Source organism: Echinicola marina (assembly GCF_020463795.1).
GTDB lineage: Bacteria > Bacteroidota > Bacteroidia > Cytophagales > Cyclobacteriaceae > Echinicola > Echinicola marina.
In genome coordinates, this window is sequence record NZ_CP080025.1 from 3,156,837 (window position 1) to 3,182,175 (window position 25,339).

Genomic DNA, 25,339 nt, shown 5'->3' on the forward strand with positions numbered 1-25,339 from the left:
ATGAGCAATAGGGTTTACAATATTCTTTTTCATACCCACACGATCAGTGGTATCATCATCAGTGCAGCGCTGTATATAATATTCTTTGCCGGTTCATTTTCCTTTTTTAGGGATGAGATAGTAGGCTGGGAAAGAAATGAACCTGTCGGCGAAGAAAGCCACCTTCAGGCAATAGACCTGGATATGATGTTGGATAGCTTGGATGCACGTAAAGAACTGTATGGCAGGGATATCTCCTTTACCAAATATTTCAATGAACGGAGGATCAATGTTAATTTGACCGCTTCAAAAGACAGCACAGCCAGCGAAGAAGCCAAAAAAGGAAGCTTCTTTTATATGGATACGGATAATTTTAAGACCTATACCTATACCAGCAATTACAGTATAGGGGAGTTTCTTTATCGTTTACATTTTTTTGCCCAGCTGAATTTATGGGGCACTTCAGGCTATATTTTGGCTGGTTTTGTAGCCTTTTTCTTTCTTTTTGCCATCATTACGGGTGTGTTGGTACATTGGAAAAAGATCGTTTCCAATTTTTACGTTTTCAGACCGATGGCCAGTCTCAAGAACCTTTGGACAGATGCCCATACGGCTTTGGGGATAATAGGTTTGCCTTACCAATTTGTTTATGCGGTGACCGGAACTTGCTTGATCATTGGTACGAGTGTCATGTCTCCAGCCGTGGTGACCTTTATGTATGACGGAGATACGAACCAATTATATGAGGATTTTGGGTTTAACCCGGCCCAATTTGAACTGGCCAATACGCCTGTTTTGGAAATACCAGAAATCAATCAGTTTTTGGAAAAGGCAGCCTCAAAATGGGAAGGATTTGAAGTGTCTACCTTGCAGGTCTTTAACTATGGGGATACCAATATGAAGGTAAGTGTCGAAGGATATACCCGATATGATTTGAAATTTGCAGGCCGGGGAGAAATTCTATATAATGCCTTAACAGGTAAAGAGGAGTATATTGTGAATCCGTTTACAGCGACATCTTATTTGGATGCAGCTACTGCCGTGATCACCCAGCTGCATTTTGGGAATTATGGTGGGGTCCTTTTAAAGGTCATTTACTTTATTTTGGGAATAGTGTCTTGTTTCGTAATCATTTCTGGTGTGATGATATGGTTGGTAGCAAGGGATAAAAAACATATAGCAGACAAGAAAAGAAAGTTCAATGCCTGGTTGGTTTGGGTTTACTTGGCAGTATGCCTGAGCCTGTTTCCTGTTACTGCATTTACCTTTTTATGGGTTAAGGTATTTTTGCATGATTTCGGTCCAGAGCGGATGACAGATATTTATCATGTATTCTTTTATAGCTGGCTGGCTTTTACTGTCTTTTTTATCATTATGAGGGATAATTATTTCACCAATAAATACTCGCTTATTACAGGTGGATTAATGGGCTTAATGATACCTGTGGCCAATGGCTTTGTCAGTGGGAATTGGCCTTGGGTGACTTTTCCCGCAGGGCACTATGCCATATTTATTATAGATGTTTTTTGGCTTATGATCTCACTGACAGCCTTGTTGGTAGCTTGGTATCTCAAACGAAGATCCACAGGAAAACTCCCCGAAAAGAAAGCCACTAAAAAGACAAGTATTAAAAAAACTGTTAATGCTGAGCCCATGTCTTAAGGTAAGTTATAAAAGTCAGTTTTTATATCACCATTACAGGGATGGAAGTGCTAAAATTAATCATTCGATAATTAAGGAAGCTTTTTGACGGCAAGTTAATACTATTGCGTTTCTGTTACTTATAGGTTCAATTGGTCAAGTGTTATGATTGTTAAAAAAAGTTAATTACTTGTAAAATTTTTTATTGCGATTTAAAATTGAAGCCGTAATTCTTAAAAAGCTATCATACGATAAATAGGATAAGATTTAACATTATTCATTTAATTATAAATTTCACTTATTTATATTATGTCAGTTAGTAATAATACCACAAAGGGCCCCAGAGGAGGGCAGCGCTTTCTTTCTTCACTATTAGTGCTTATAGCCTTTCATCTATTTACATTGGAAGCTTCGGCACAAAATCAACCATCAGGTTCTTCTTTTACCGCACGCTTGGTCAATATTGAAGCACCTGTCAATGAAACTTTCCGCTATCAGGCTACACTCCGCAACGATGCTGATGCTCCTCAGCTCTATGAACTCGGTTCAGAAATTCCAGAAGGCTGGCGTTTGGCATTTAAGGCTATGGGAAGCCAGTTGACTTCCATCAAGCTGGAGCCAGGGAAAACGGAAAGCATTAATATAGAGCTAAGGCCGGCCTATGGAGCTAAGCCGTCCAAGTACAATATTCCCATCTATGCTGTTTCGGAAAAAGATTCATTAGAACTTCACTTGGAGGCCGTAGTAGAAGGTGCTTATGAGCTGGAACTTACCACGCCTTCAGGAAGGCTAAGTGATGAGATTATCGAAGGTGAAAAAAGGGAGATTCATCTAAAAGTTAAAAACACAGGGTCCTTGCCTTTAACAGAGCTCTCCTTGTCCTCCAATACCCCTCCGAAGTGGGATGTGACTTTTTCACCTGCCGAAATAAAGCAGCTTGATCCGGGAAAATCAACCGATGTAGTGGCCACATTAAATGTGCCGGATAAAACCTTGGCAGGTGATTATGTAAGTAAGTTTACCGCAAAAAATGCAGCAAGTACAAGTACAGTAACTTATAGGATGACCGTAAAAACATCCCTGCTTTCAGGAGGAATTGGTGTTTTGGTGATTTTGGTTTCCATAGGTTTTGTTTTTTACCTCATCAGAAAATTCGGTAGAAGATAGCAGGAGTATGGATAACCAAATCATAAGATTGGAAGGGCTGACCAAATATTATGGCAGTTTCAAAGCCGTAAATGAGTTGGACCTTAGCATCAACAGAGGAGAGATTTTTGGGCTTTTAGGGCCAAATGGAGCGGGAAAGACGACTACTATCCTTATGATGATGGGCTTGACAGACCCTAGTAAGGGTACGGCTTATGTCTGTGGCTTTAATTCTACCAAAGATCCCATATCGGTAAAGCGACTTGTGGGCTATATGCCTGATAGCCTTGGTTTCTATGATAATATGACGGCCTTGGAAAACCTGATGTATATTGGTGAATTGAATGGGATTCCACGGTCCGAATTGCAGGAGCGTGCCTTGGAGGCAATGGACATGGTAGGGCTTTCCGGTGATACTGTGCATAAAAAGACTGCTGCTTACTCCAGGGGAATGAAACAGCGTCTAGGGTTGGCAGAAGTGCTTATTAAACAGCCTCAAGTCATTGTTTTGGATGAACCCACGTTGGGGATAGATCCAAGCGGTGTAAAGGAGTTTCTAGCGCTTATATTGAAGTTGAGCCGGGAAAAAGGCTTAACGGTACTGCTTTCTTCCCATCATCTTCATCAGGTCCAGCAGGTATGTGATCGAGTAGGTATTTTTGTCGGAGGGGAACTTCTGGTACAAGGCAATATTGATACCTTATCAAACCGGCTTTTTGCTGAAAAGACCTATGAGGTGCATGTCCGCTTACAAGATGAAGTGGGACATCCCTGGAAGGATGAAGGGGAATTACTTCAATTGGGTTTTGTCCAAAAAATAGCTGTCAAGGGCGCTCATATTGAGATATCCAGCAGTGCTGACGTGACGCCGGATATTGTCCGCTTTTTTGTAGAAAAAGGGTATAATGTCACTGGTGTACAGAAGAAGGAATATGGGCTGGAAGATATTTACCAAAAGTATTTTGAGAATAATTTAACGGAGAGCATAGATCAATGAAAGCAAATATAAATTCGTTTGAAAGGCTTTTTGCAATAAGCACCGAAAAACCGCCTCATCCTTTTTGGGTAATGGTGAGAAAGGAAGTTGCGGGTCATATTCGAAGTTGGAGATTCATTGTCTTATTAGTGCTTATTGTGCTTACCTTTTGGGGAGCGAGCACAGTGGCGCTGGGAAATTTAAGGGAGGCAGTATCCCAGATAAAAGATGCTGATAAGCTTTTTATATACCTTAAAATCCTAACCACCACCGAGGGGGTATTGCCTCCCTTTCATGTGTTTCTTAATTTTCTGGGCCCTTTATTGGGGATCAGCCTTGGTTTTGACGCCATGAATTCAGAACAGCAAAACGGTACATTGACCAGGATTATGGCACAACCGGTATATAGGGACAACCTACTGATGTCCAAGTTTGTGAGCTCATTGATCTTGGTTGCAGCCATGCTATTTAGCTTGATTTTATTGATGATTGGCGGGGGAATAATCGTTACAGGTGTTTTTATTGAGATGGAAGAAGTGCTAAGGATTATTAGTTTTATGGTGCTTTGTACCATCTATGTTGGGTTTTGGCTTGGTCTTTCCATTTTGTTGTCCATACTTTTCAAGCAGGCCTCGACATCGGCCTTAACAGCAATTGGTATATGGCTGTTTTTTACGGTCTTTTATCAAATTATCATCAATATAGCTGTGAAGGCTTTTGCACCAGAAGTCAATGAAATGTCCCAGATGGATGTACTGCATTTAAATGAACTGATATTGAACCTACTGCGCCTAGCGCCTAGCCAACTTTATACGGATGCTACCACCACTTTGTTGATGCCATCGGTGAGAAGTCTTGGTCCAGTTACGATGGAACAGATGGCGGGAGCAATACCTTCTCCACTTCCCTTTAAGGAAAGTTTGCTGATTGTGTGGCCACAGTTAAGTGGATTGATAGCCGCTACGGTGATGTGTTTTGCCCTGGCCTATTACCTCTTTATGAGAAGGGAAATAAGGACTTAGTAGGATTTTTGGACAGAGGATAGAGGAAATAAGGGAAGAATAAGCGCTTAAGCGTATTTGTAAGGGATAATACCTCCAATGATTTGTAATTTTCCAGCTTGCTTTTCAGTATCTTGACTCCTATATCTTGATCTTTTATCAAGTGGTTTTACTAGGTTGATAAGGTTTCGAAAGAAAGTTCGTCATGACGGCTTTCGGTTAAATGAGATTAATACCACCTGTCCCTGTATTTTGGGGCAGGTTTGTCTTTTTATATGGAGTTGTATTAAAGTTAATTTTTTGTTAATTAATCGATTTAGCAAATATTATTTAAAGGTTAAGTGTTAGGGTGTTTAATTAATATAAGCCTAAAGAATTCTAGTCGATTTTGAATGATATAGGTTTTACTTTTGGGACGCTATAAATAAAGAACCTGCTGCAACAGGCCCTTTAATAGAAAGCATTGAACCCGAAATATGCATTAGGCTATCTATGCCGCGGCCACAAGTATTAGGATCTGAAACTACTTTAAAATCAGTTGCTTTGTTTCCCGATAGATCCAGACTGATTTTCTTGCAGTTTCAGCTCTTCCCGTCAGTTGTCGGGCCAGGCTATAACGATTCCCAATGCGTAATCTGGATTGAATTGTTCGCAATTACCCAACACTTAAATTTTATTTATGCATTCAAAATTACGATTTTCCAGCGCCATCTATGCAACTGCATTTATGGCTGTATGGACGGGATTAAGTTCTTCTCCATACGATTCAGTCGCCAAGGGTATTGAAAATGAAATCGTCTCAGAAATGGATGATTCATTTTTGAGTTTAATGTCCGTACGGCAAAGGGTATCAGGCAAAGTTACCGACGAACAAGGTGTTCCACTTCCGGGGGCTACCATTAGGGTGAAAGGAACATCCAATGGCACAGTGACAGATATTGATGGTAATTTCTCCATTGAGACAGAGGAAGGCGCCGTTCTACTAATTTCTTATGTGGGCTATGTATCACAATCAGTAGCGGTGGATGGCCAATCTACTGTCAGCATACAATTAGTACCTGATGCAGCCCAGTTGGAGGAAATGGTGGTAGTAGGTTATGGTACACAAAAACGGTCAGATATTACTGGAGCCATTGGATCTGTTAAGGCGGGGGATTTTAACAAGGGAGTAATTGCCAATCCGGTTGATTTGTTGCAAGGCAAAATGGCTGGGGTAAATATTTCTTCGACCAGCGGAGAGCCAGGTGCTGCCCAAAACGTGATCATTAGAGGGATTGGTAGTTTGCGTTCAGGAACACAGCCACTATATGTACTTGACGGGTTTTTGCTGGATAATTCAGACACAGGAATTGCTTCGAATCCACTTAATTTTCTTAATCCAAGTGATATTGAAAGCATAGAAGTGTTGAAGGATGCCAGTGCTACTGCGCTTTATGGTTCCAGGGCCTCCAACGGTGTGGTTGTCATCACTACCAAAAAAGGTAAATCAGGTGCTACCCAGATGAATTTTTCAGCTTCTACAGCATGGTCTTCCATGGCCAAAAAGATCGATGTTTTCGATGCAGATGAGTTTCGCAATCAGGTCGTTGCAGTTGGTGGAGACTTAGAAGATTATGGTGGGGATACAGATTGGCAGGATGAGTTGAGCCAAGTGGGTTTTTCGAAAAACCTGAATTTTTCGATGAGCGGATCGAATTCCAAGCAGTTTTCCTATTTCACTTCAGTGGGCTATCAGGACCAGGAAGGTATTCTGAAAAACAGTAACCTAGAGCGTTTTTCTGGTAAATTGAATATGAACCAAAAGGCATTCAATGGGAGGTTAAATGTGGATTATAACCTGACCGCTTCCCATACGAAGAATTTGCGTCCCAGCATCGGTTCTACCATCAGCGATATGCTTAGCTTGAATCCTACCGTTCCAACTTATACGGATGGGGAGCCTACTTTATTAAACACGAATGCCTTGAATCCACTGAAGCGATATGACTTGTACAGTGATGATGCGGCAAATAACCGGATTTTGGCAGCAATTTCTCCTTCTTTTGAGATATTGGATCGCCTAACCTATAAGCTGAACCTTGGGGTAGATTATTCCAGCACCAATAGGTATCAGCAATACAAACCTTATACACAGGTAATCAATGAATCCAATATTTCGGACGGTACATTGGATGTGGGAGTCAATGAAAACACCAATAAACTGGTGGAGAATACCCTGACCTATAACTGGAACAATTATCAGCACAATCTAACAGTACTGGCGGGACATTCCTATCAGACATTTTTGGACGAATATAGGCTGACATCCGCAAAGGGCTTTGCCGATAATAATATAGAACCTCGTTACCAAGATCACAATAGTACCAGTGAGTATCCCACCACGGTAAGTTCATCAGCTGTCAAAAATGAATTGCAATCGTTCTTTGGTAGGGTGAACTATACCTTTGACGACAAGTACCTCTTTACTGGTACATTCCGTGCGGATGGATCATCCAAGTTTGGTAAGAATAATAAGTACGGTTATTTCCCTTCCTTTGCTTTGGGCTGGAATGTGACCAAGGAGGATTTTATGGGGAATGCTGTCTTTGATAATTTAAAGCTACGTGCGAGTTGGGGACAAACAGGTAATCAAGAAATCCCTTCCAAGATCACACAGGCCAGTTATGCTGAAGATCGACTATCGAGTGGATCGGGCAGTTTGAACACTTATCCTATCGATACCGATGCGACCTCCTTGGATGGTTATCCTTATGGAATTGTCTTTACAAGGTTGGCCAATCCTGATTTGCAGTGGGAGGTGTCCACCCAAATTGATTTTGGGATTGATTTTGCCTTTTTCGATCACCGATTGACAGGTACTTTGGATTATTTCAATAAAGTTTCTTCGAATATATTATTGGAAGTAGTGCCTGCAGACCCTGTTGAGCCTACTTCTACCTACTGGGACAATATCGAAGACATGAAGATCCACAATAGCGGGATTGAACTGGCTTTGGATTATTCAAGTGATGAGCAAAGGGAGTTTTCCTATTCAGTAGGCGGTAATGTTACTTTTATCAAAAATGAGGTGAAAGATTCGCCTTATTCGGTCTTGACTACTGGAGCGGCACAAGGGGCCGGTCAAACTGGTGCGACGATCAATGGTTATATCAACGGCCATCCCATAGGGGCTTTCTATATGCTTGAATTTGATGGGATAGGTGAAGACGGCCTGAATAGATTCAAAGATATTAATGAGGATGGTGAGGTATTGGATAACGACCGGGCCGTAGTGGGCAGTGCCATTCCAAAGGTAATCTATGGTGCACATATGAACTTCAATTACAAATCTTTTGATTTAGGTTTGAACTTTAATGGCTCAGCAGGTAATAAGGTGTATAACCATACTACCATGTCACTTTTCACCAAAGCGCAATTGGCAAGGTCAAATAATGCAACAGACTTTTCTGTGCAATATCCTGAAGAATCCTTCAATAATTCCAATACTGTATCCACCCGGTTCTTGGAAAGTGGATCTTATTTTAGGCTTAACAATGCCACCTTGGGGTATAATTTGAACTCAGCAGCGATTGGTCTGGGAGATGCTTTCCAAAACATCCGTCTATCCATTACCGGCCAAAACTTATTTGTGATTACGGATTATTCCGGTTTTGATCCTGAGGTGAATACCGGATCCACATCGGGAGGAATTCAAACTTTTGGAATTGACCGTTTTACCTATCCAAGGGCCAGGACCTATTCAATCAATTTGAATTTGACCTTTTAAAAGAAATTTCATGATTGATAAATCATATTAAAATGAAAAATAAGAGATTAAATACCCTACTCCCTATAGTTGCGTTTTTATTCGCATTTCTAAGTTGTACTACATTGGATGAAGAAGTACTGGATGAATCCTTAACAGGAACAGGCCAAGCCGAAGTGGTAAGTGGCTCTATTGCTCCAGTATATGGATTGCTCCGTCAGGTATGGATGCACACTGTTAACTTTGGACTACAGGAAGTGGCTTCTGATGAAGGGATTCTTCCTTACCGTGGAGGTACTGATTGGTTTGATGGAGGTAAGTTCATTGCTGTCCACCAGCACTTGATGACACCTACAAACGGTTTGGTCGGGGATGCTTGGAATTATATTACCATGACTTTGTCAAGGGCGGTTTTGGCAGAAGAAAGATTACGCTTGGAAGTTGATATGGGAAATACAGCTGCACAAGATGCTCTGTACGAAATGACTGCGATGAAGGCCTATTTGAACATGTTGGCACTGGATAATTGGGGGCTTGTTTTCAAGAAAGATAATTCTGATGAAATATCTGAAATTTTGAGAGGACAGGAAGCAATTGAATACTTAGAGGGTGAGTTCTTATCGGTCGTTGATGTGATCAATAGTGACAAAGGCCCAGGAAGAATGAATAAATATGCTGTAGAGGCATTGTTGGCCCGCCTGTATTTGAATGCTGCCGTTTACCGGGATCCTTATGGTACACCTGATTTTAGGACGGAAGATATGGATAAAGTAATCCAATACACCAGTGATATCATTGAAGGTCCCTATTCATTGTCTCCTGAGTATTTTGAACTGTTCAATGATGACAATAACACCAATCCTGAAATTATCTTTTCCTTGGATCAGAGAGGGGTGCTTCAGACAGAGCATAGCCGATGGGCCTATTGGTCCATTTCGGGAGACCAGATTCCAAGACCGGAATTTCCAAGTACGCGTGGTACTGATGCCGTGGCAGCTACCCCGGATTTTTACCAGACTTGGGTAGATGCTTATGGAGATGTGGACCCTGCTGAGGCGGATGCTCGTTTCTTTCAAGAAAACACCATTATTCCAGAAGAATTGAAGGACCTTACTGGTGTCAATCCGACTAATGATGCAGACCACTATTATTGTGTAGAAGCCACGGAATTTGAAATCAATAGAGGAATTCTGCGTAATGTGATTTGGGGGCCAAGAAAGGATGAGAGTGGAAATATCATGACCTGTGAGGATGGAAAGGTGAGGATTTATCCAGTGATCAACAGAAGAAGCAGTGGAGCGGATATCCGTTATGTGGATCACACCTTGAAGGTGGATTTTAGCAATGAAGGTAGCTTACATAATGCAGGGTATCGCTTCTCAAAATATCAGTTTAGTCATACAGCCAACAATTGTTGTAGCAATAGCAGTGTGGATTTGGTGTTGATCCGTCTGGGAGAAATTTACCTGATGCGGGCAGAGGCCAAGTTGAGAAAAGGGGATAATGCAGGTGCTTTGGCAGATATCAATGCTTTAAGGACTTCCAGAAATGCCCGTCCAGCACAGACACCAGCAGCTTTGGAAGCCATTGACTTGGATATCTTATTTAGAGAGTCTGGATTTGAATTGTACTGGGAAGGTTTCAGAAGAAACTACCAAATAAGATTTGGTAAATATGAGGACAGTTGGACAGAAAAGACCGATGCTGATGTGAAGAAGAGATTGTTCCCCATACCTCAAAGGGCTATAGACGGGGCCTCCAGTGAAGCAGGGTTCTTAACGCAAAACCAAGGATATTAATTAAACCTATCAACCTATACCATAAAGCCGATGAGATTTTTCATCGGCTTTTTTAGGTTTTAAGATTAGTTTTCTATCCTTTTTATATCATGCTGCTTCAGATCAATGAAAAAATGGTCCGAAGGTAGTGAGTCGAAAAGCTTACCGAAGATCACAAAAAACTGGGAGAGCTTATTGTTGAGGCTTTTATGGTCATTATAGGCTTTGTTGCTGAGCAATGGAATGAATTCATTATAAAAACTTAACCTATCAGCTGAAATCAATTTTTTACCCAGTTCATCACCATTTTTCAACAGGTAAAAATCATCGATTATTGTTTGGTGGGATATTGTTGGATTAGGATCGTTTTTTAACGTTTTGACTTTTTCAAGGAGGAAAGTTTCAGCTTCATTTTCCTGCATTGTAGCCCAATGGTTTAATTCTGCTGGACTCAGATTTTGTAGTATCAGGGCCAGGTCTTCAGGCCAATCAGCAGGAATGAACCTTGATTTGGTCAGACCTTTGAGGTGTTTTTGAGTATAATCCAGGTAATTCTTAGCGGCCAAGATAGTACTGTCCCAGATGCCAGGGTCTTTTTGGCTCATGAGCCAACGATGTTCCATCCGGTAGAGTTCAAAGAATTCATCCATGCGCTTAACGGTGGTGAGCGGGATGGTTTTTATTTCAAAGATGGAGGGACTGGGAATGCTTAAGGTCTTATAGGCTGGTGGAAAAGCAGCCAAAGAGGGGACTTGTACATTATATAAAACATTGGCACCGGTGGAATCATGATAAACTCCCGTATCGTTGATGTGCATATGTCCAGCAAAGTGGATTTTTATGCCTGTCTTGGCGTAAAGACGGGTAGTGACCTGGGAAGGTACTCTGGCGAGCTGAAACTTATCTGCTCCAAAAAGCGACTCCATGTCATCTGAAGCCCCATCGTGAAACTCCACTAAAGGGTAATGACTAAAGGAAATCAGTGTTTTTTTTCTTCTTTCAGCTTCTTTGGCTACTTTCTGAATCCATTCCAGCTGGTGCTTTTTGTGAATGGCTGCTTGGTTAAAGCCAATGGAAGAACCTTTCCAATTATTTTGGGAATGGGTGTAGACATTACCGTCCAAAGCCAATAGCCAAATGCCTTCTATGGGTTCTACGACATAGCTGGCATCTGGAAGTGTGTGTGTGGAATCGGCTGTGGCATAAAGACGGTTTTCCAGGCTTGAGCTTTCTTTTGCCTCTTTGAAATTATACTTGTCAACTGCCAGCTCTTGAAATGGATGGGCCCAAAACAGGTCCTTTTCATTGGGGTAAAAGCCAAATTCTCCCAAACTTCCTGTAATATCCTCATAGCCCCAATAATTGATTTTTTCGGTAATAGCCGTTTGTTTGGATTGGTAAAATTCTGTTTTTCCTGCGATGGCCTGTTCGGCTCCGCTAGTACCAAGAAAATCTTTTTTACCGGCAGTGCCCCCAAATGGTTTTACTGGATCATGATTGCCAGTAGTGAGAAAGAACCGCATGCCTGCATCCTTTGTATAATGAACCAAGATCTTCTTTAATGCCAATACGTTCATAGGTTGGCCATCATCGGTAAAGTCACCGGGCAAGACGACCAGTTTAATGCCTTTCTCTCTGAGGTCCTCCAAAGCACTGATGAAGGCAAAATAATTTTCATTGAAAAGCCGAGTGGAGTTCAACTGGCTTTTCATTGTCCTTATGGTTGCCCATTTACCAGTTACGGGATTAAAGACTCCCTTAAATGCTTTTGAGTCAAGATCTGCATATACATCTTGTAAATGGATATCCGATAAGAAAGCGATTTCAGGATTTACAGATTGGGCAAATAAAGCGGCATTGGTGTTTACTAATGCCAATGCCGCTCCAATAATGATGGATAATACCGGTTTTTTATTCAAATCAGCAAGGGTGTTTTGTTATTTGACCAAAACAGGGTTAGGTCTTTCATATTTGTTTCCTTCGAAAATAACTTTATAATTAGAATTAAAGAAGGAAGAAGGGTGATAATAGTCTGTGGAAATGACTTGGGCACCAGAAGTCTGCGCTTTTTCAAACCTGGTATAATCCTCATTTCTGGCTTCTTTGGTATCTGCATCAGCCCTGGTTCTGATCATATATCCTTTTTTGACCAAGTCTCTGATATAGGCTTCATTTTTTACCGGATCATTGATGATGCGAAAACCTGCAGTAGGGTGGCCTTCTTTTTTGTTGACAAATAGAACCGCATTTTCCAGATTGGGTTTTGCATGTAAATACCGGTCTATTTTTTCTTCCTTTTCATCTAGGACAAATAGGAATTTACCTTTCATTTTCTCCAGCGCCGGCCAGCTGTTGGCCAGTACTGCTGTTTCCAGATCTTTGTGATTACCTCGTACTAAATCAGGAGTGATCAAATGCTCCATTCCCAAATGCGTTCTGATTTCCAAATCAATGCTATCAAGCGCCGAGGAAGTGAAAGGAAGGGTAGGCTGGGTGTTGGGAATATTTCCATCTTTTGCATTGATCAGCACAAAAACGGGGCTATGTTCAGGATGATTTTTACTCCATTTTTTGAGGGCCTTTAATGCATCGGCAAATAACAAATAGTGAGATTTGAAGTCCAGGTCTTGAACGTGAAAAAGCTTCATGCCAGGTTTTAAAAGCGCTCCACTAGGATCATGGTCAGGTGTTGGTTTTTGACCGTTTTGGATTAAATCAAGCCCTTTAGGATGGGAATATCTTCCACCTTCAGGATCATGGAAGACATCCAGTTCAAGGTTCCGTAGACCTAAATCCAACTGTTCTTCCAATGGAATATGAGCATATTCCAAGCTTTGAGAAGCAGCGGGGTTTACTTTTGCCAAGTACTGTAATAGTTCGGGAGCCATATCGCTTTTATAGCTATTATGACTGCCAATGACCTGAATTTGGTTGAGTTTGATATCTTGCGCATAAAGCGGCGAAGAAAGCCACAGAAAGAGTGCTGTTAAGATAAGGTATAAGGTACTTTTCATGCTATTAGTTTTGGGAGCAATTTTCACTTTTTTGGCAGTATTTTCCGCAATAGTACTTTTACTTTTTTGTTATGATATTAATAGCGGGAAGTTAGCCAGGTAAGTGGATTTTACGGACAAATCTAGCGGGGGACTTTTGGGAATGGATAAATTATGAAAATAGTAGCCACGAGCAGTACTTTTGCTATATAGAAAAGCCCCAAAGTGAAGAAAAATGAGAGTTAAAAAACATTGGCCATCCGGAAAGTGATTTCTGGATGGCCAAAAGGTTTTGATTTAATGCTAAAGGTGCTCTTGTAGATTATTCAAACAAATCGAATTTTAAGCCAAAGTTCAAGCGGGCATTATAATATTCTTCTTGCATAGTTCTTGAGCGAATTCCTTGATAGTACCTGAGTGGCTGATTGGTCAGGTTATTACCATCAAAGAACAGTCTCCATTTAGGTGTGAGAGCGTAAGAGGCATTCACATCCAAAAACAATTGCTCGTCGTAGTACCTGTCTTCAAATTCTTCTCCACCTAATTCATCCAAATAATCGCCTGCGTAATTAAAGGATGCTCTCAATACCAATTTCTTGGTTTCATAGGAAAGTGAAGCGTTGAACATATGCTGGGCAGTTCCTGGAAGTTTGAGGTTATCATCTTCCCTGCCTTCTATACCAGTGGTTTCGGATTGTGTAAAGGTATAATTCAGGTAGATACCGAGTCCTTTCCAGATTTGCTTCTGTATGGATGCTTCTAAACCGTATACCGCTGCCGTTCCACCATTTTCAGGTCTGGTGTATTCCAGTCCATCTCCAAATACAGGATCGTTATAGTTAAGGTCTGTTTTCTCATAGACAAATTGGTCGATATCCTTATAAAACCCTCCTAAGGAAATCAAGCCTACATTATCAAAATACTTTTCGGCCATTAAATCAAAATTCATGGCAACTGTAGGAAGTAGGTCCGGGTTTCCTCTTGACAATTCATCATCCTCTGCTACATACTCAGCATAAGGAACCAAATCGTAGTAATTAGGTCGGGCAATGGTATTCGTCCAGGCAAACCTAAAGATGGTGTTTTGAGCAGCATCATATTTTAAATGGATTCCAGGCATAAAGTTCGCATAGCTGTCTTTTTGACTCGCTTGGCTGAAAGTCTCATTATCCACGTCGTAAAGATTGCCCGTATAATCAATTTTTGTGTGTTCCCATCTCAATCCGACGATTGTGGATAATTTTTCAGTAAGCTGGTGATCAGCCATTACATAAGCTGCTGTAATGGTTTCATTAGCGGTGTAGTTGCTTGGCAAAAACTCTTCATAGATCAGCTCACCTTCGAATTTGCTCGGATCATTTAAGTCCAGTTCTCCCAGAAATTGTGGGTCCGCAAAGGTGCCGATTTGGTACTGGCTGCCAGGCATAAATGTAGCATCTGATCGATCGGTATAATTTATGTCTCCCAGGCTAGTACCAAATGCATTTTCATCCAAAGGCGCATATTCATAATAGTTGTTGCTCCTATTTTTGTATTTTCCTCTGTAACGCCCGCCAAACTGCAATATCCCTTTATCATTATAGGGTAATTTAAAGTCTAATTTGGCATTAATGTCTTCATCAAATGTATATTGATACTCTTCAGAAAGGTTGTCTAATTCAAAGGATAAGTTGTCTGATAAATTAGATAAGACAGCATAAGGCTTTCTTGGATTTCTGATATCAATATTAACGTTTTGATCTTCTTTCCGGTAAGCAATATATCTTTCATTGGGTCGCTCTTCAGATGCTTTGGCATAAGTTGCTGACCAATCCATTTTCAATTTGTTGAATAGATGGTCCCCTCCTAAAGTGAAATTTTTCACCCTTTGATCTTCCAGTCTTCTAGCTTTGTTCCTATTAGCATCTATTCCTCCTTTTGTCTCATACTCTACCCGAGCACCGGAGGAGGTAAATATACCTTCCGATACTTTTTCAAAATCACCATCATCAAAAACATCATCTAACTTGTCCACTTTCATCGCAAAGCGGTTTTCCCAATCATCCCTGTGATTGTACATACTTGAAAAAAGAAGGGTGTGGTTGGGGTTGATTTCATAATCCAAGGCCAATGAAACTGATCGTCGTACTCTTTTTACCAAGTATTTTCTCATTTCAAACTCTTCAAGAGCTACGCCATTATCAGAATCATACCATACAGATTCTATATTCTCAGAACCAAAATCATGACTATTATAAGATGCCGAGACGATAGCACCTAATTTGCCTCCAAAAAACCGATCTCCAACGATCATTGCCCCGGTCCATATAGGTTTGTCAGATAATAAATTCACTCCTGAACCGGCTGTACCTGAAACCCTTAGTCCATTGGGAGCCTTTCGGGTCACCAAGTTTACTGCCCCACCAATAGCGTCCGCATCCATGCTGGGCAAAACCGCCTTATTGACTTCGATGGTTTGGATCATATCTGATGGGATCAAATCCATTTGCACTCTTCTGTTATCCCCTTCTGCTGATGGGATTCTTTCCCCATTTAAAGTTACAGAATTTAAATGAGGCGCCATCCCGCGAATAATGATATCACGTGCTTCACCTTGGTCATTCTGCATGGTTATGCCAGGGATTCGCTTTAATGCATCACCGATATTGGCATCCGGAAACCTGCCAATCTGATCTGAAGAAACGATATTGGTGATATTTGAATTGTTTTTTTGCTGGTTCAGGGCTTTTGCTTGTCCTTTTAACCTATCTCCCATGACCACAAATTCCATACTTTCAATGGTTTTTTGATCTAATTTGAAATTTAAAACGGTCGTTTTTCCTTCTTCGATTTTGGCAGTATGGACAACAGAGCCGTATCCCAAATAGGAAACTGCAACTTCATAATTCCCTGCCGGTAAATCCACAATGGCGTAATCCCCCATTTGATTGGTCACTGTACCCATGGTGGTTTTTTGTAAGATCACATTGGCTCCAGGCATGGAAAGATTTTGGGCATCGATGACCTTGCCGCGTAATATCCCTTGTGCCCAAACTGATTGATGGCTCATGCAAATGGCAGCTATCAGGATAAAAGTTTTCAGTAATGATTTTTTCATGATGGTGAGATTGAAGGATTAATTTTTTGATTTTAGGATGTCTCCGGCCATGTCTTCCCATTTGTAAATTTGGAAGGTTTTGTCATCTGACATGGCCACAAAAATTCCCTTAGGGAAATCGGATCCTAAGGCTAGGCTGATGGTTTCAGAACCGTCACTGGAAATGGTGCTAGTGGGTATCTTGGTGATCAAATGGTGCTCATGAGGATTGGCCGAAGTACCTTCTCTTGGAAAAACATGGAATAGATTGGCTTCTTGATCAGAAACCAAGATATAACCTGTTTTTCCATCCAATTTGTATAAACTAATCCCTTCATGATCTTTGGTGAAGCCTTCTGTGGCAAAGAGGGCCAATTGCTGATTTCCCTTTTCAGGGTCTGCATGGTATTTTCTTACTCCTACACCTTCATCTGAATAATAGATGTATCCCAATTCATTGTCCACGGCGATAGCTTCGATTTCTTTATTTCCACTGAATTCTCCGAATTTGCGGACCAAGTCAAGGACTAATTTGCCGTCCTGGTTTTTGATTTCATATTGCCATAAGTAGGTACCATCCTGAGGCCCGTTTTTTCTACCAGCTATTACGTATTGTTTGCCGTTTTGAGGATTTTTGTAAATAGCCACCCCCATCAAATCCCTGTATTCCGGTCCTGCTTCATCCTGGAAGATTTCTATTCCGCCCGCATTGATTTCTTCCATGCCGGGAAGACTGAAAAATCGAAGTTTTGAAGTCATGCGTTCACCTGTAACAGCAAAGTCAACGGTTCGGTCTCCTAATTCTAGGCCATATCCTACATCTACGTTATTGGGGCGCTGGATATTTCTTACAATTAGTGAGTCAATGGCTTTGCCTTTTAGGTCAAAAACATAAAGTGCTCCTTCGGCGTCCTTGTCCGTCCCAATGATCAGACTTTGGCCTGGATCTATGGGGTTTATCCAGATAGCAGGGTCATCTGTATCATGGATGACTTGGTCCGTGATATACATTGGTTTGACCAAGTTTGGTACTGTAACTTTTTCATTCGATTGGCTTCGACCATTACATGCTCCGGCAATAATACCAAGTGCCCAAAGCCCATTCATTAGTTTGCTTCTTGACATAAGATTTAAAAGATTTTGATGCTGCAATGTTAGGGAGGGCAATTATTGATGACTAGAAATGACTATAATCAATTGAGCAACAATGCAAAAAATGACCGTTAACAAAACCTATACAGAAATTCTGTTACCTATATTAAGTTATTGGTTATCAGTGTTTTACTTTTTGTTACGAAGGGGTTAATAAATTGTAAACTATATACAAAGAATAAATTGCTGTAAGCTATCCCCCTTTTCAAGGTTTAATTTTTTGCGTAGGCGATAACGGGAGATTCTAAGACTATCCATGGAGATACCTAAGGAAGAAGCAATCTCTTTGGAACTCAAATTGAGCCGCATGAGACTGGCGAGTTTTAATTCAGCGGGAGTCAGTCTTCCCGTTTTATTTTGAATATTCCGGAAGAAATCTTGATGGACCTTTTCGAAATTCTGCTTGAAGTCATCCCAATCCGTATCATGTGAAAAATTAAAATCGATCTCTTTGATCAGGTTCCTGATTTTCTTCTTTTGTTCTTTAGGGTTTTCTTCAAGGATATTTTTCAATTTGACTTGAATGCCCTCGAGCATTTGGTTCTTATCGATTAGGTGGAGTGTTTGTGCTGTCAGTGACTTAGAGTGTGCTTGTTCCTCTGTTTCCATTTTTAATTCAAGCAAGTGTCTGTTTTCCTTTTCGGTAGCGATCAATTGTTCCTTTACTTGAAGGATTTCTTCATGCTGTTCCAGCATTTCCTTATTACTTTTGATTTTAAGTTGTTGTCTGTTGAATATCACCCAGCCCAAGATACAGAGTAGGATTACCAAAAAGACCAACAGCCATTTTACCTTTGAGTCAAAATCACGACTTTGCTCGAGTTGTTTGATTTGTTGGTTTTTGGTGTAAAGGTGGTTTTGTGCTTCTTGAATAGCGATTTGTCTGGCGGATTCTTCAGAATAGACGACTTCACTTAGTTGGCGGCTCTGCTCCAGGTATTTATAGGCATTTTCGAAATCGCGGATTTCGGCATAGGCTTTTGAAATATCCACGATAGCACTGTTTTGTTGGTCTAAAAAACCTAATCGGGCGCTTATTTCGGCAGCTTTTCTTGAATAAGTCAAGCCTTTTTCTGGTTCTCTTGTTTTTCTGAAAATATCTCCAAGGTTATTTAAGTTGCCTACTAGCCGGAGACTATCTCCGATAGACAGGTTGATGTCATAAGCCTTTTGAAAATTAGAATAGGCTGAATCATACTGCTCCAAATCTTCAAAGATGCTTCCCATATTTTCCCTGACAAAAGCCAAGTGACTTTTTAAGTCCAGGTCTTTAAACAACAGAAGTGCTTCACGCTGATAGGTTAAGGCCTTTGGGTAATTGCCCAACTTTTCATACATCCCACCGATAAAACTTTTGGTTTCTGCTTCCCCCTCTCTATGATGTAGTTTTTGATAGATGCTTAGCGCTTTCTCATGCCGGATCAGGGCTTCTTCTACTGTTTTGATTTTATAATAGACTTCACCCAAAGCATTGTTTACTTGTGCCAATTTCAAGGACACCTGCTTGGATTCAAAAAGATGTTCAGCTTCATATAATGCTTCGGATGCTGGTTGGTATAAGCCAAACTTCAAAAGGATTTTTCCCCGGATCAGTTGTGCTCGACCTATTAGGGTGTCTATTTGATTGAGCTGACTTTCCTCCAAAACCCGATTGGCCAAAACAAAGGCCTCTTCGGGGTTGCTTTTAGCAAGCTGTTCTGCTGCATCCAGTTTTTTTATTGCCTGTTGTGGGCTTTGTGCATTGGATTTCAGGATAAAAACGGCCAAAAGGACCAGGTAAGTAGTTATAATTAGGGGCATTTTTTTCATAACCAACTAATATCAGCCTTGAATGGATAATATAGGTTATGGAAAAGTTTCCTTTTCATTAAGTTTTTAAGTCTTTGGCCAATGTTCGGTTGATTATTTTATCTATGGATTTACGGTTTAAGTCTTTTCCAATAAAAACCAATTGGGATTTTGGATAGGGTAGTCTTGTTTCTCCTTTCAAAGGTGCCAGATAAACTTGTTTTCCATGTGTTTGAACTATATGAAGTTCCTTTCGATCGGAGAGCCATACCAAGCCTTTCATTCTGTACAGTTGATGATAACTTAGGAATAAGGAAAGGGTAAGTTGGTTGAGGAGCATTTCCCGATCGATAAGTTTTTCCACTTCAAAGAACATGCTTTTTAAAGGATGTTGGGACTTTTCTCTCATATTTGGAATGGAAGTGACCGGATACCAAGGGCTTTTCCTTTCTGAAAGTAGTTCAACGGGGATTTTTCCATGATCAGTCATTAAAAGCTTGGCAAGGGAATTGGTGTTTTGTATCATTTTGCCTAGCTCAGAAAGGTAAGCAGGAGAGACCATTGACTTTTTGTTGAGCACAATCAAATCAGCAGCTGTTAGCTGTCGACCTACTTCGGGGATATCCTTTATCCAGTCTTCCACCACGGTAGTGTCAACCACGCAGATGACCTGCTGAAGGTGGAAAAAATCGGCAATTTCCATTTGCTGAAAAATAGCTGCTATTTCTCCTGGGTCAGCGACACCAGATGCCTCAATGAATAAATTGTCGGGCAGTATTTTGGCATTAAGAATGGAAGCCAAGACATCTACGAGTTCATTATCCAAAGAACAGCAAATGCAGCCATTGTTCATTTCAAAAAGAGAAGTGTACTGGTGGTCCACCAAGTGGGAGTCAATGGATACTTTGCCGAATTCATTTTCGATAATGATATTTACTTCGTTTTTTTGTTCTGTAAAATGCTGTTTAGTGCGGTGGTCTTACCTGCTCCTAAAAATCCGGTCAATAAATAAACCTTGGTCTTTTTGATTGGGGGTGATAGTAACATTGGAATTACGGTTGAAGGTCAGGTATAATTTGTTGATTGGATTAATGGGATTTAGGCCCATTATAAAGGCCATTCGTCTTTCTGCAGGTCTAAATAGGAAAAGTGCTGGGATTCATCCTCTTGAACCAAGCATTTTCTTAATTCATTTGTGATGGCTTTTTCATCCAATTGTTGTCCGATGAGCACCAGTTCATTCATCCGGTCTCCATATAATTTATCCCACTTTTGGGCGATTAATTCGCGATTTTCAATATAGCTAGGATGGTTAAGACGTTCTTTTTCTGTATATGCGGCCCACCAAGTCCCAAATATTTCTGCCTTTAATGATCCACCGGCCTGACTCCAAAGCAATGCTTGGTTTGGTCTGGATGCTAGCCAAAATAGCCCCTTGCTTCTTACGATATTACTTGGCCATGAATGGCGGATATAGTTCCAAAATCTATCGGGGTGGAATGGCCTGTGATGTCTGAAAACAAAACTGCTGATGCCATACGCTTCTGTTTCTGGCACATGTTCCTTGTTCAGTTCCTTAAGCCAGCCAACGGCTTGTTCAGCTTTGTAATAGTCAAATAAGCCTGTGTCCATTATTTCTTGGGGAGGTACTTTGCCAAAGGATGTCCGTATGATTTTGGCTTCTGGGTTGAGTTTGATCAATAAGCCTTCCAAAAGCTTAATTTGCTCATCAGTAACCAGATCGGTTTTATTTAATATGATCACATTGGCGAATTCCACCTGATCTGTCAGTAAATTGACAATTGACCGAGCATCTTCTGGATCATCTGTCATTTGGCGATCAATAATGGTCTCTGCCGAGCCAAAGTCCTTAAAAAAATTAAATGCGTCGACGACCGTCACCATAGTATCCAGCCTGCTGATATGGTAAAGGTCCATTAGACGATCACCTGTTTCGAAAGAAAAGGTCTGGGCCACAGGAATGGGTTCTGATATTCCGGTGCTCTCAATAAGCAGGTAATCGAATTTTCTTTGGAGGACCAGTTTTTGAACTTCCTCAATGAGGTCCTCTCTCAATGTACAACAGATACAACCATTGGACATCTCTATGAGTTTTTCTTCGGTTCTGCTAAGTTTTACTTCATTTTGGACCAGTTTTGCATCCACATTTACTTCACTCATATCATTTACGATGACAGCGACTTTGTACCCTTCTCTGTTTTGAAGAATATGGTTGAGCAAGGTGGTCTTCCCAGCACCCAAAAAGCCACTTAGCACTGTTACAGGGATTCTTTTTTCCATTTTTTATAATGTTATGTTGTTATCGGCGTAACCGCCTTTTGTTGATTTCCGGATATAAAACCAATTGATGAGGTGTCCAAGACCTACCACCATGGCTCCTAAGGGAGTGATGAAATATTCCATGAACACTATTGAATCTGTATGGATTTTGGTCATTTGAAAAGGACCAGTAGGTAAGGTGATATGTTCTGAGGTATGGTGTCCGAATATCATTCCGGTGAGAATAATGCCAAATCCCAATGTGGTTAATAAAAGGGGCGACATTTTATGGTGATGGTGCCTGTATCCGTGGGACAAGGCGAAGACGGCCAGGAAAAAGCCAAAAATAGTGACTGAATATTCAATCCAATGATTCATGAGGAAACCTAAGCCCATAAGTGGCAGTGTGCTTACCAAGACGGGAAGCAATGCACAATGGAGGGCACAAGTGAGTGAAACTAAACAACCAATGAAATCTAGATGAGGGATTATAAAAGAGATTTTCATAGAATTCGATATTACATGCAATTGTGTTGCAATATTAATTATTGAGAGTATTAAATGCAACAGTATTGCAAATAAAGAGTTGTGTCTCTTTATTTGTATCATCCAAATATTAAAAAACATGCTCACTACACATTCTGTATCATTTGAATATAGTAAGCACTAACACTTTGGATTTTATGACTTATTGGTTCAAGATGGAATGGTTGATTTTGGGGGAATCAGGAATGGGCAAGTACACATTTTTACATTTGATCGCGGGACTTATGAAATCCAAAACAGGTAATGTTGAGATTTGGAAATCAGGTATTACCATGTTGGTAGGTAAGAAATTGGATGTTTTTAGTGAAAGCAATGTGGGGATTACTAAGTAGCTCTCTGATGGAGCCTATTTAAAAATGTGATGAGAATAGTGTGCAGGAGAAAGAATGAAACAGTACTTAACAAGAAAAAATAGCTCAACAAATCGAGAAGGTGTCTCTTTCGTTGAGCTATTTGGTTTATTTAGAATGCGTAATCCTTTAGGTTGTCAAATGCCTAAATTCAAGCATATTTTAGTGATTCAACCATTCAGATACGATTGATACATTTTTTCTCACCTTATTATTGAGCTGATGCTGATTTGATTTCATCTAAAAAGCCCGCCGACATAAAGTCGGTCATGCCTGAGTGTAAGCCCACAAGCTCTCCTTTTTTATTGATGATGAAAGTGGCCGGAATAGCATTGACAGCAAATGGAGCAGGGAGTGGAGAAGTTGGTTTATAGTAAGGCATTTTGTAGGCCTTTTTATCCATAAATGCGATAGATTTGTCAAAATCTCTGTCCAAAGAAAGCATAATAAGCGCTATTTCCTCGGTATCCATTTGATTGTAAAACTTTTCGAGACTAGGCATCTCTGCAATACAGGGGGGGCACCAGCTGGCCCAAAGGTTTAATACAACCACTTTTCCTTTGAAATCCTTTAATTGGATTGCTTCACCATTTTTGTCCACCAAGTTCAAGGAAGGGCTTGGTTCGTTGTCTTTTTCTAAACCTATTGATGAGCTCTTTGACTTAGGTAAGACAAAGGCAGATATTGTCACAGCAATGATAAAAGCTGCTAGGAGATAATTTATGTTCTTTTTCATTGTTAAATTTCTTTGATGATTAAAGTTCCAGGCTAATGAAGCCTTTTTGTTGTAGTTTGAGATTATAAAGAATCCCATTGTCCACGATGTTTAATGAGACCTCTTCAGGGGCCACACCGAATTTTTTTAAGGAGAAGCCACAGGCATTTAGTTTGACGCCTAATTCGTTGGCCTTATCGATATACGCTTTCATTTTATGGTGGTCCTTTAGTTCCACTACTTCTTTGCCGCAGATGATGACTTCAAAACTCCCGAAGGATGATTCTTTTGATAAACTTTCCGCAGCCATAAGGATGGGCTGAAGCTGTGCTATTTTTTTTGTAAGCACTACATAATCAAATTTAGCATCGGAATGAGTGTTTTGGGCATGCGCACTGGTGATGCCCCATACTGTCAGTATCAAAAACAGTAATAGACTTTTCAATGGATTTTTCATTATTATGGTTTTTCTTTTTTGAAATTTGGGTTGATGATAAAGAATAGTAGTCCCCCCATGATGGCGATGTTTTTGAATAAGGGGCCAAGAGTGGAGATTTGTCCTATTTGTATCGTGATGGTGATTGGTAGCAAAACCAATAATAAGACAAGGCTTGACCATCGGGTATTGATTCCCAATAGGAGTAAAATACCTGCCAGGAGCATTATTACTCCCGAAAGGATGATCAAGGTCTCTGGTTCACCAAATAAATAGGCAAAATCTTTAAATGCAGCAGTACCTATTCTTTTTTTGATAGCTTCGACTTCCATTAAATGGTTTGTAGAAGCTACCAGAAAGATGCCGCTCAGGAGTATCCGCAGTACTAGAACTGAGGATGCCCTTACCGGAATGGTTTGGTTCATAAATAGTAAGTTTGATCCAATAAAGAATGATAGCGGAAAAGTCTTTTATAAGCGCAAGGGCTCAAAATATAGACTTCAACATATTGTGATTAGATCAAACTTTTAGGAGGTGGAGCACTAGGGTTTAAAAAAAGCTCCAAGCTGTGTTCTTGATAGACTGTTTGGTGAAAAACAGGATTAAAAACTCCTGTCAGACAGAAAGAATATCCTGTGAGGATATACATAGGAACATTTGTACAGTAACCTGAATTTGATTCAGTCTGAGAATGCTTTTGTTGTTGGGATTGGTTTTCGTCTTTATTTGATGAAGTGAGGCCTTGCTTTGGGTTTGAACAGTTTCTTTCTATCTTAAATTGATTACCAGAAAGTACACTGGCAATCATAAGGGGATTTTGACCTGGTCCTCCTGAAAACAAGAGAAAAAGGCTTAACAATAACCAAGATATATGCTTCTGTAGCAACACCATCCTTCAAAGGTATTTAGCCAAATAGTAAATCTCTGTAATAAAAGTCACATAAAAACTGGTCAATAGATCATTATTTTTTAAGGCAGATGTTTTAATGATCCTCATTTATATTAATTGAATTCCCCTAAGTCAGGGCTGCTGTATAGTTAGTCGCTTTGTTGGGTAAATTAATTCGGTATTTAGTTTTCTGTCATTATTTAATAGCCGGAGGCTAGTTGTAAGCCCAAAACAATGAATACTATTCCTGATAATTTTTTGAGCCAGCGATCGGCATTTGGACTTTCTTTGATCTTTGTAGAAAATGTCCCGGCAAAAACGGTCAAGAGGCTATACCAAATGCAGCCGATCAGGGCGTAGGTTAATCCAAGCTGAAAGAAGGGTAAAGGATCTTTTAGATTTTCCCGGTTAATAAACTGGGGAAACAAAGCCAAAAAGAACATGGCATTCTTGGGATTTAGTATATTAGTGACCAGCCCACTTATAAAGCTATTGTTTTTGCTTGAACTCTTAGAGGAGTTGTTTTCAAGACTTATCATTGGCTCCTTGCTGATAATACTTGAGAATCCCATGTAGATAATATATATAGCGCCCAAGTATTTAATTACTTCAAAAGCTGTGGGGTATTTAAGGAGCATACTGCTCAGGCCAATAGCTGCCAAGAAGGTATGTAGGATGATTCCGGAATTAATTCCTATAGTTGAGTAGATTCCGGACCGCCTTCCCTCTCCAATGGATTTTTTTAATACGAACATGGTATCTATGCCCGGTGTCATGATGAAAAAAGTGGCTGTAGCGATAAATGTACTATAATTGATGATGCCCATAAATCTTTGTGTTATCCTTAT

General features: G+C 40.4%; 19 protein-coding genes and 1 pseudogene. 7 read left to right on the forward strand and 13 right to left on the reverse strand.

What is annotated here, in order from left to right; genetic code table 11:
- The 6 genes from KZP23_RS13105 (at position 1) to KZP23_RS13130 (ending at position 10,287) form a co-directional block, all read left to right on the forward strand.
- Positions 1-1,641 carry a PepSY-associated TM helix domain-containing protein gene (locus tag KZP23_RS13105; RefSeq protein WP_226332170.1) on the forward strand — a complete coding sequence of 547 codons (1,641 nt, stop codon included), beginning with the start codon at positions 1-3 and terminating at the stop codon, positions 1,639-1,641.
- A gap of 288 nt (positions 1,642-1,929) precedes the next feature.
- The gene (locus KZP23_RS13110) at positions 1,930-2,787 is read left to right on the forward strand and encodes a COG1470 family protein (RefSeq protein ID WP_226332171.1); all 858 of its coding nucleotides are present in this window, start codon (positions 1,930-1,932) and stop codon (positions 2,785-2,787) included.
- 7 nt (positions 2,788-2,794) lie between these two features.
- Entirely contained in the window at positions 2,795-3,763 is a 969-nt protein-coding gene (locus tag KZP23_RS13115) for an ABC transporter ATP-binding protein (protein WP_226332172.1), read from the forward strand.
- Complete coding sequence (locus KZP23_RS13120) at positions 3,760-4,764, forward strand: ABC transporter permease (RefSeq protein WP_226332173.1); 1,005 nt, start codon at positions 3,760-3,762, stop codon at positions 4,762-4,764. Before KZP23_RS13115 ends, KZP23_RS13120 begins: the two co-directional genes overlap by 4 nt.
- Positions 4,765-5,422: 658 nt before the next feature.
- Positions 5,423-8,509: a SusC/RagA family TonB-linked outer membrane protein gene (locus KZP23_RS13125; RefSeq protein ID WP_226332174.1), complete on the forward strand. Its 3,087-nt coding sequence runs from the start codon at positions 5,423-5,425 to the stop codon at positions 8,507-8,509.
- A 32-nt stretch (positions 8,510-8,541) separates the two neighbouring features.
- Positions 8,542-10,287, forward strand: a complete 1,746-nt coding sequence (locus KZP23_RS13130; RefSeq protein WP_226332175.1) for a RagB/SusD family nutrient uptake outer membrane protein — start codon at positions 8,542-8,544, stop codon at positions 10,285-10,287.
- A 65-nt stretch (positions 10,288-10,352) separates the two neighbouring features.
- Here KZP23_RS13130 and KZP23_RS13135 read toward each other — a convergent pair whose 3' ends face one another.
- The 9 genes and pseudogenes from KZP23_RS13135 to KZP23_RS13175 form a co-directional block, all read right to left on the reverse strand.
- The gene (locus KZP23_RS13135) at positions 10,353-12,185 is read right to left on the reverse strand and encodes a metallophosphoesterase family protein (protein ID WP_226332176.1); all 1,833 of its coding nucleotides are present in this window, start codon (positions 12,183-12,185) and stop codon (positions 10,353-10,355) included.
- Between the two features lie 18 nt (positions 12,186-12,203).
- Positions 12,204-13,280: a phosphatidylinositol-specific phospholipase C1-like protein gene (locus KZP23_RS13140; protein ID WP_226332177.1), complete on the reverse strand. Its 1,077-nt coding sequence runs from the start codon at positions 13,278-13,280 to the stop codon at positions 12,204-12,206.
- Positions 13,281-13,581: 301 nt separating this feature from the next.
- A complete protein-coding gene (locus KZP23_RS13145; RefSeq protein WP_226332178.1) occupies positions 13,582-16,356 on the reverse strand; it encodes a TonB-dependent receptor in 2,775 nt (924 codons plus the stop codon).
- An 18-nt stretch (positions 16,357-16,374) separates the two neighbouring features.
- Positions 16,375-17,460, reverse strand: coding sequence for a phytase (locus KZP23_RS13150; protein ID WP_226332179.1), 1,086 nt, complete (start codon positions 17,458-17,460; stop codon positions 16,375-16,377).
- A 192-nt stretch (positions 17,461-17,652) separates the two neighbouring features.
- Positions 17,653-19,287, reverse strand: a complete 1,635-nt coding sequence (locus KZP23_RS13155; RefSeq protein WP_226332180.1) for a tetratricopeptide repeat protein — start codon at positions 19,285-19,287, stop codon at positions 17,653-17,655.
- Between the two features lie 67 nt (positions 19,288-19,354).
- A complete protein-coding gene (locus tag KZP23_RS13160) occupies positions 19,355-19,837 on the reverse strand; it encodes a CobW C-terminal domain-containing protein (protein WP_394370982.1) in 483 nt (160 codons plus the stop codon).
- Positions 19,829-20,322: pseudogene (locus KZP23_RS13165) on the reverse strand (GTP-binding protein); the annotation flags it as partial. The gene KZP23_RS13160 and the pseudogene KZP23_RS13165, both read right to left, overlap by 9 nt.
- Positions 20,323-20,382: 60 nt before the next feature.
- On the reverse strand, positions 20,383-21,576 hold the full coding sequence (locus KZP23_RS13170) for a GTP-binding protein (RefSeq protein ID WP_226332181.1): 1,194 nt from the start codon (positions 21,574-21,576) through the stop codon (positions 20,383-20,385).
- A gap of 3 nt (positions 21,577-21,579) precedes the next feature.
- Positions 21,580-22,182, reverse strand: coding sequence for a MerC domain-containing protein (locus tag KZP23_RS13175; RefSeq protein WP_317197994.1), 603 nt, complete (start codon positions 22,180-22,182; stop codon positions 21,580-21,582).
- Positions 22,183-22,238: 56 nt separating this feature from the next.
- Here KZP23_RS13175 and KZP23_RS13180 point away from each other — a divergent pair, with 56 nt between their 5' ends.
- Positions 22,239-22,433, forward strand: a complete 195-nt coding sequence (locus KZP23_RS13180; RefSeq protein WP_226332183.1) for a P-loop NTPase family protein — start codon at positions 22,239-22,241, stop codon at positions 22,431-22,433.
- Positions 22,434-22,662: 229 nt separating this feature from the next.
- Here the strand turns inward: KZP23_RS13180 and KZP23_RS13185 are convergent, their stop codons facing one another.
- From KZP23_RS13185 to KZP23_RS13200, 4 genes are all read right to left on the reverse strand, one after another.
- Positions 22,663-23,187, reverse strand: coding sequence for a TlpA family protein disulfide reductase (locus tag KZP23_RS13185; RefSeq protein ID WP_226332184.1), 525 nt, complete (start codon positions 23,185-23,187; stop codon positions 22,663-22,665).
- 19 nt (positions 23,188-23,206) lie between these two features.
- Positions 23,207-23,623, reverse strand: coding sequence for a sulfur reduction protein DsrE (locus tag KZP23_RS13190; RefSeq protein ID WP_226332185.1), 417 nt, complete (start codon positions 23,621-23,623; stop codon positions 23,207-23,209).
- Positions 23,624-23,625: 2 nt separating this feature from the next.
- Positions 23,626-24,027 (reverse strand): DoxX family membrane protein, encoded by a 402-nt coding sequence (locus tag KZP23_RS13195; protein ID WP_226332186.1) that lies wholly within the window; start codon positions 24,025-24,027, stop codon positions 23,626-23,628.
- 664 nt (positions 24,028-24,691) lie between these two features.
- Positions 24,692-25,318, reverse strand: coding sequence for a LysE family translocator (locus tag KZP23_RS13200; protein WP_226332187.1), 627 nt, complete (start codon positions 25,316-25,318; stop codon positions 24,692-24,694).
- Positions 25,319-25,339 lie beyond the last annotated feature (21 nt).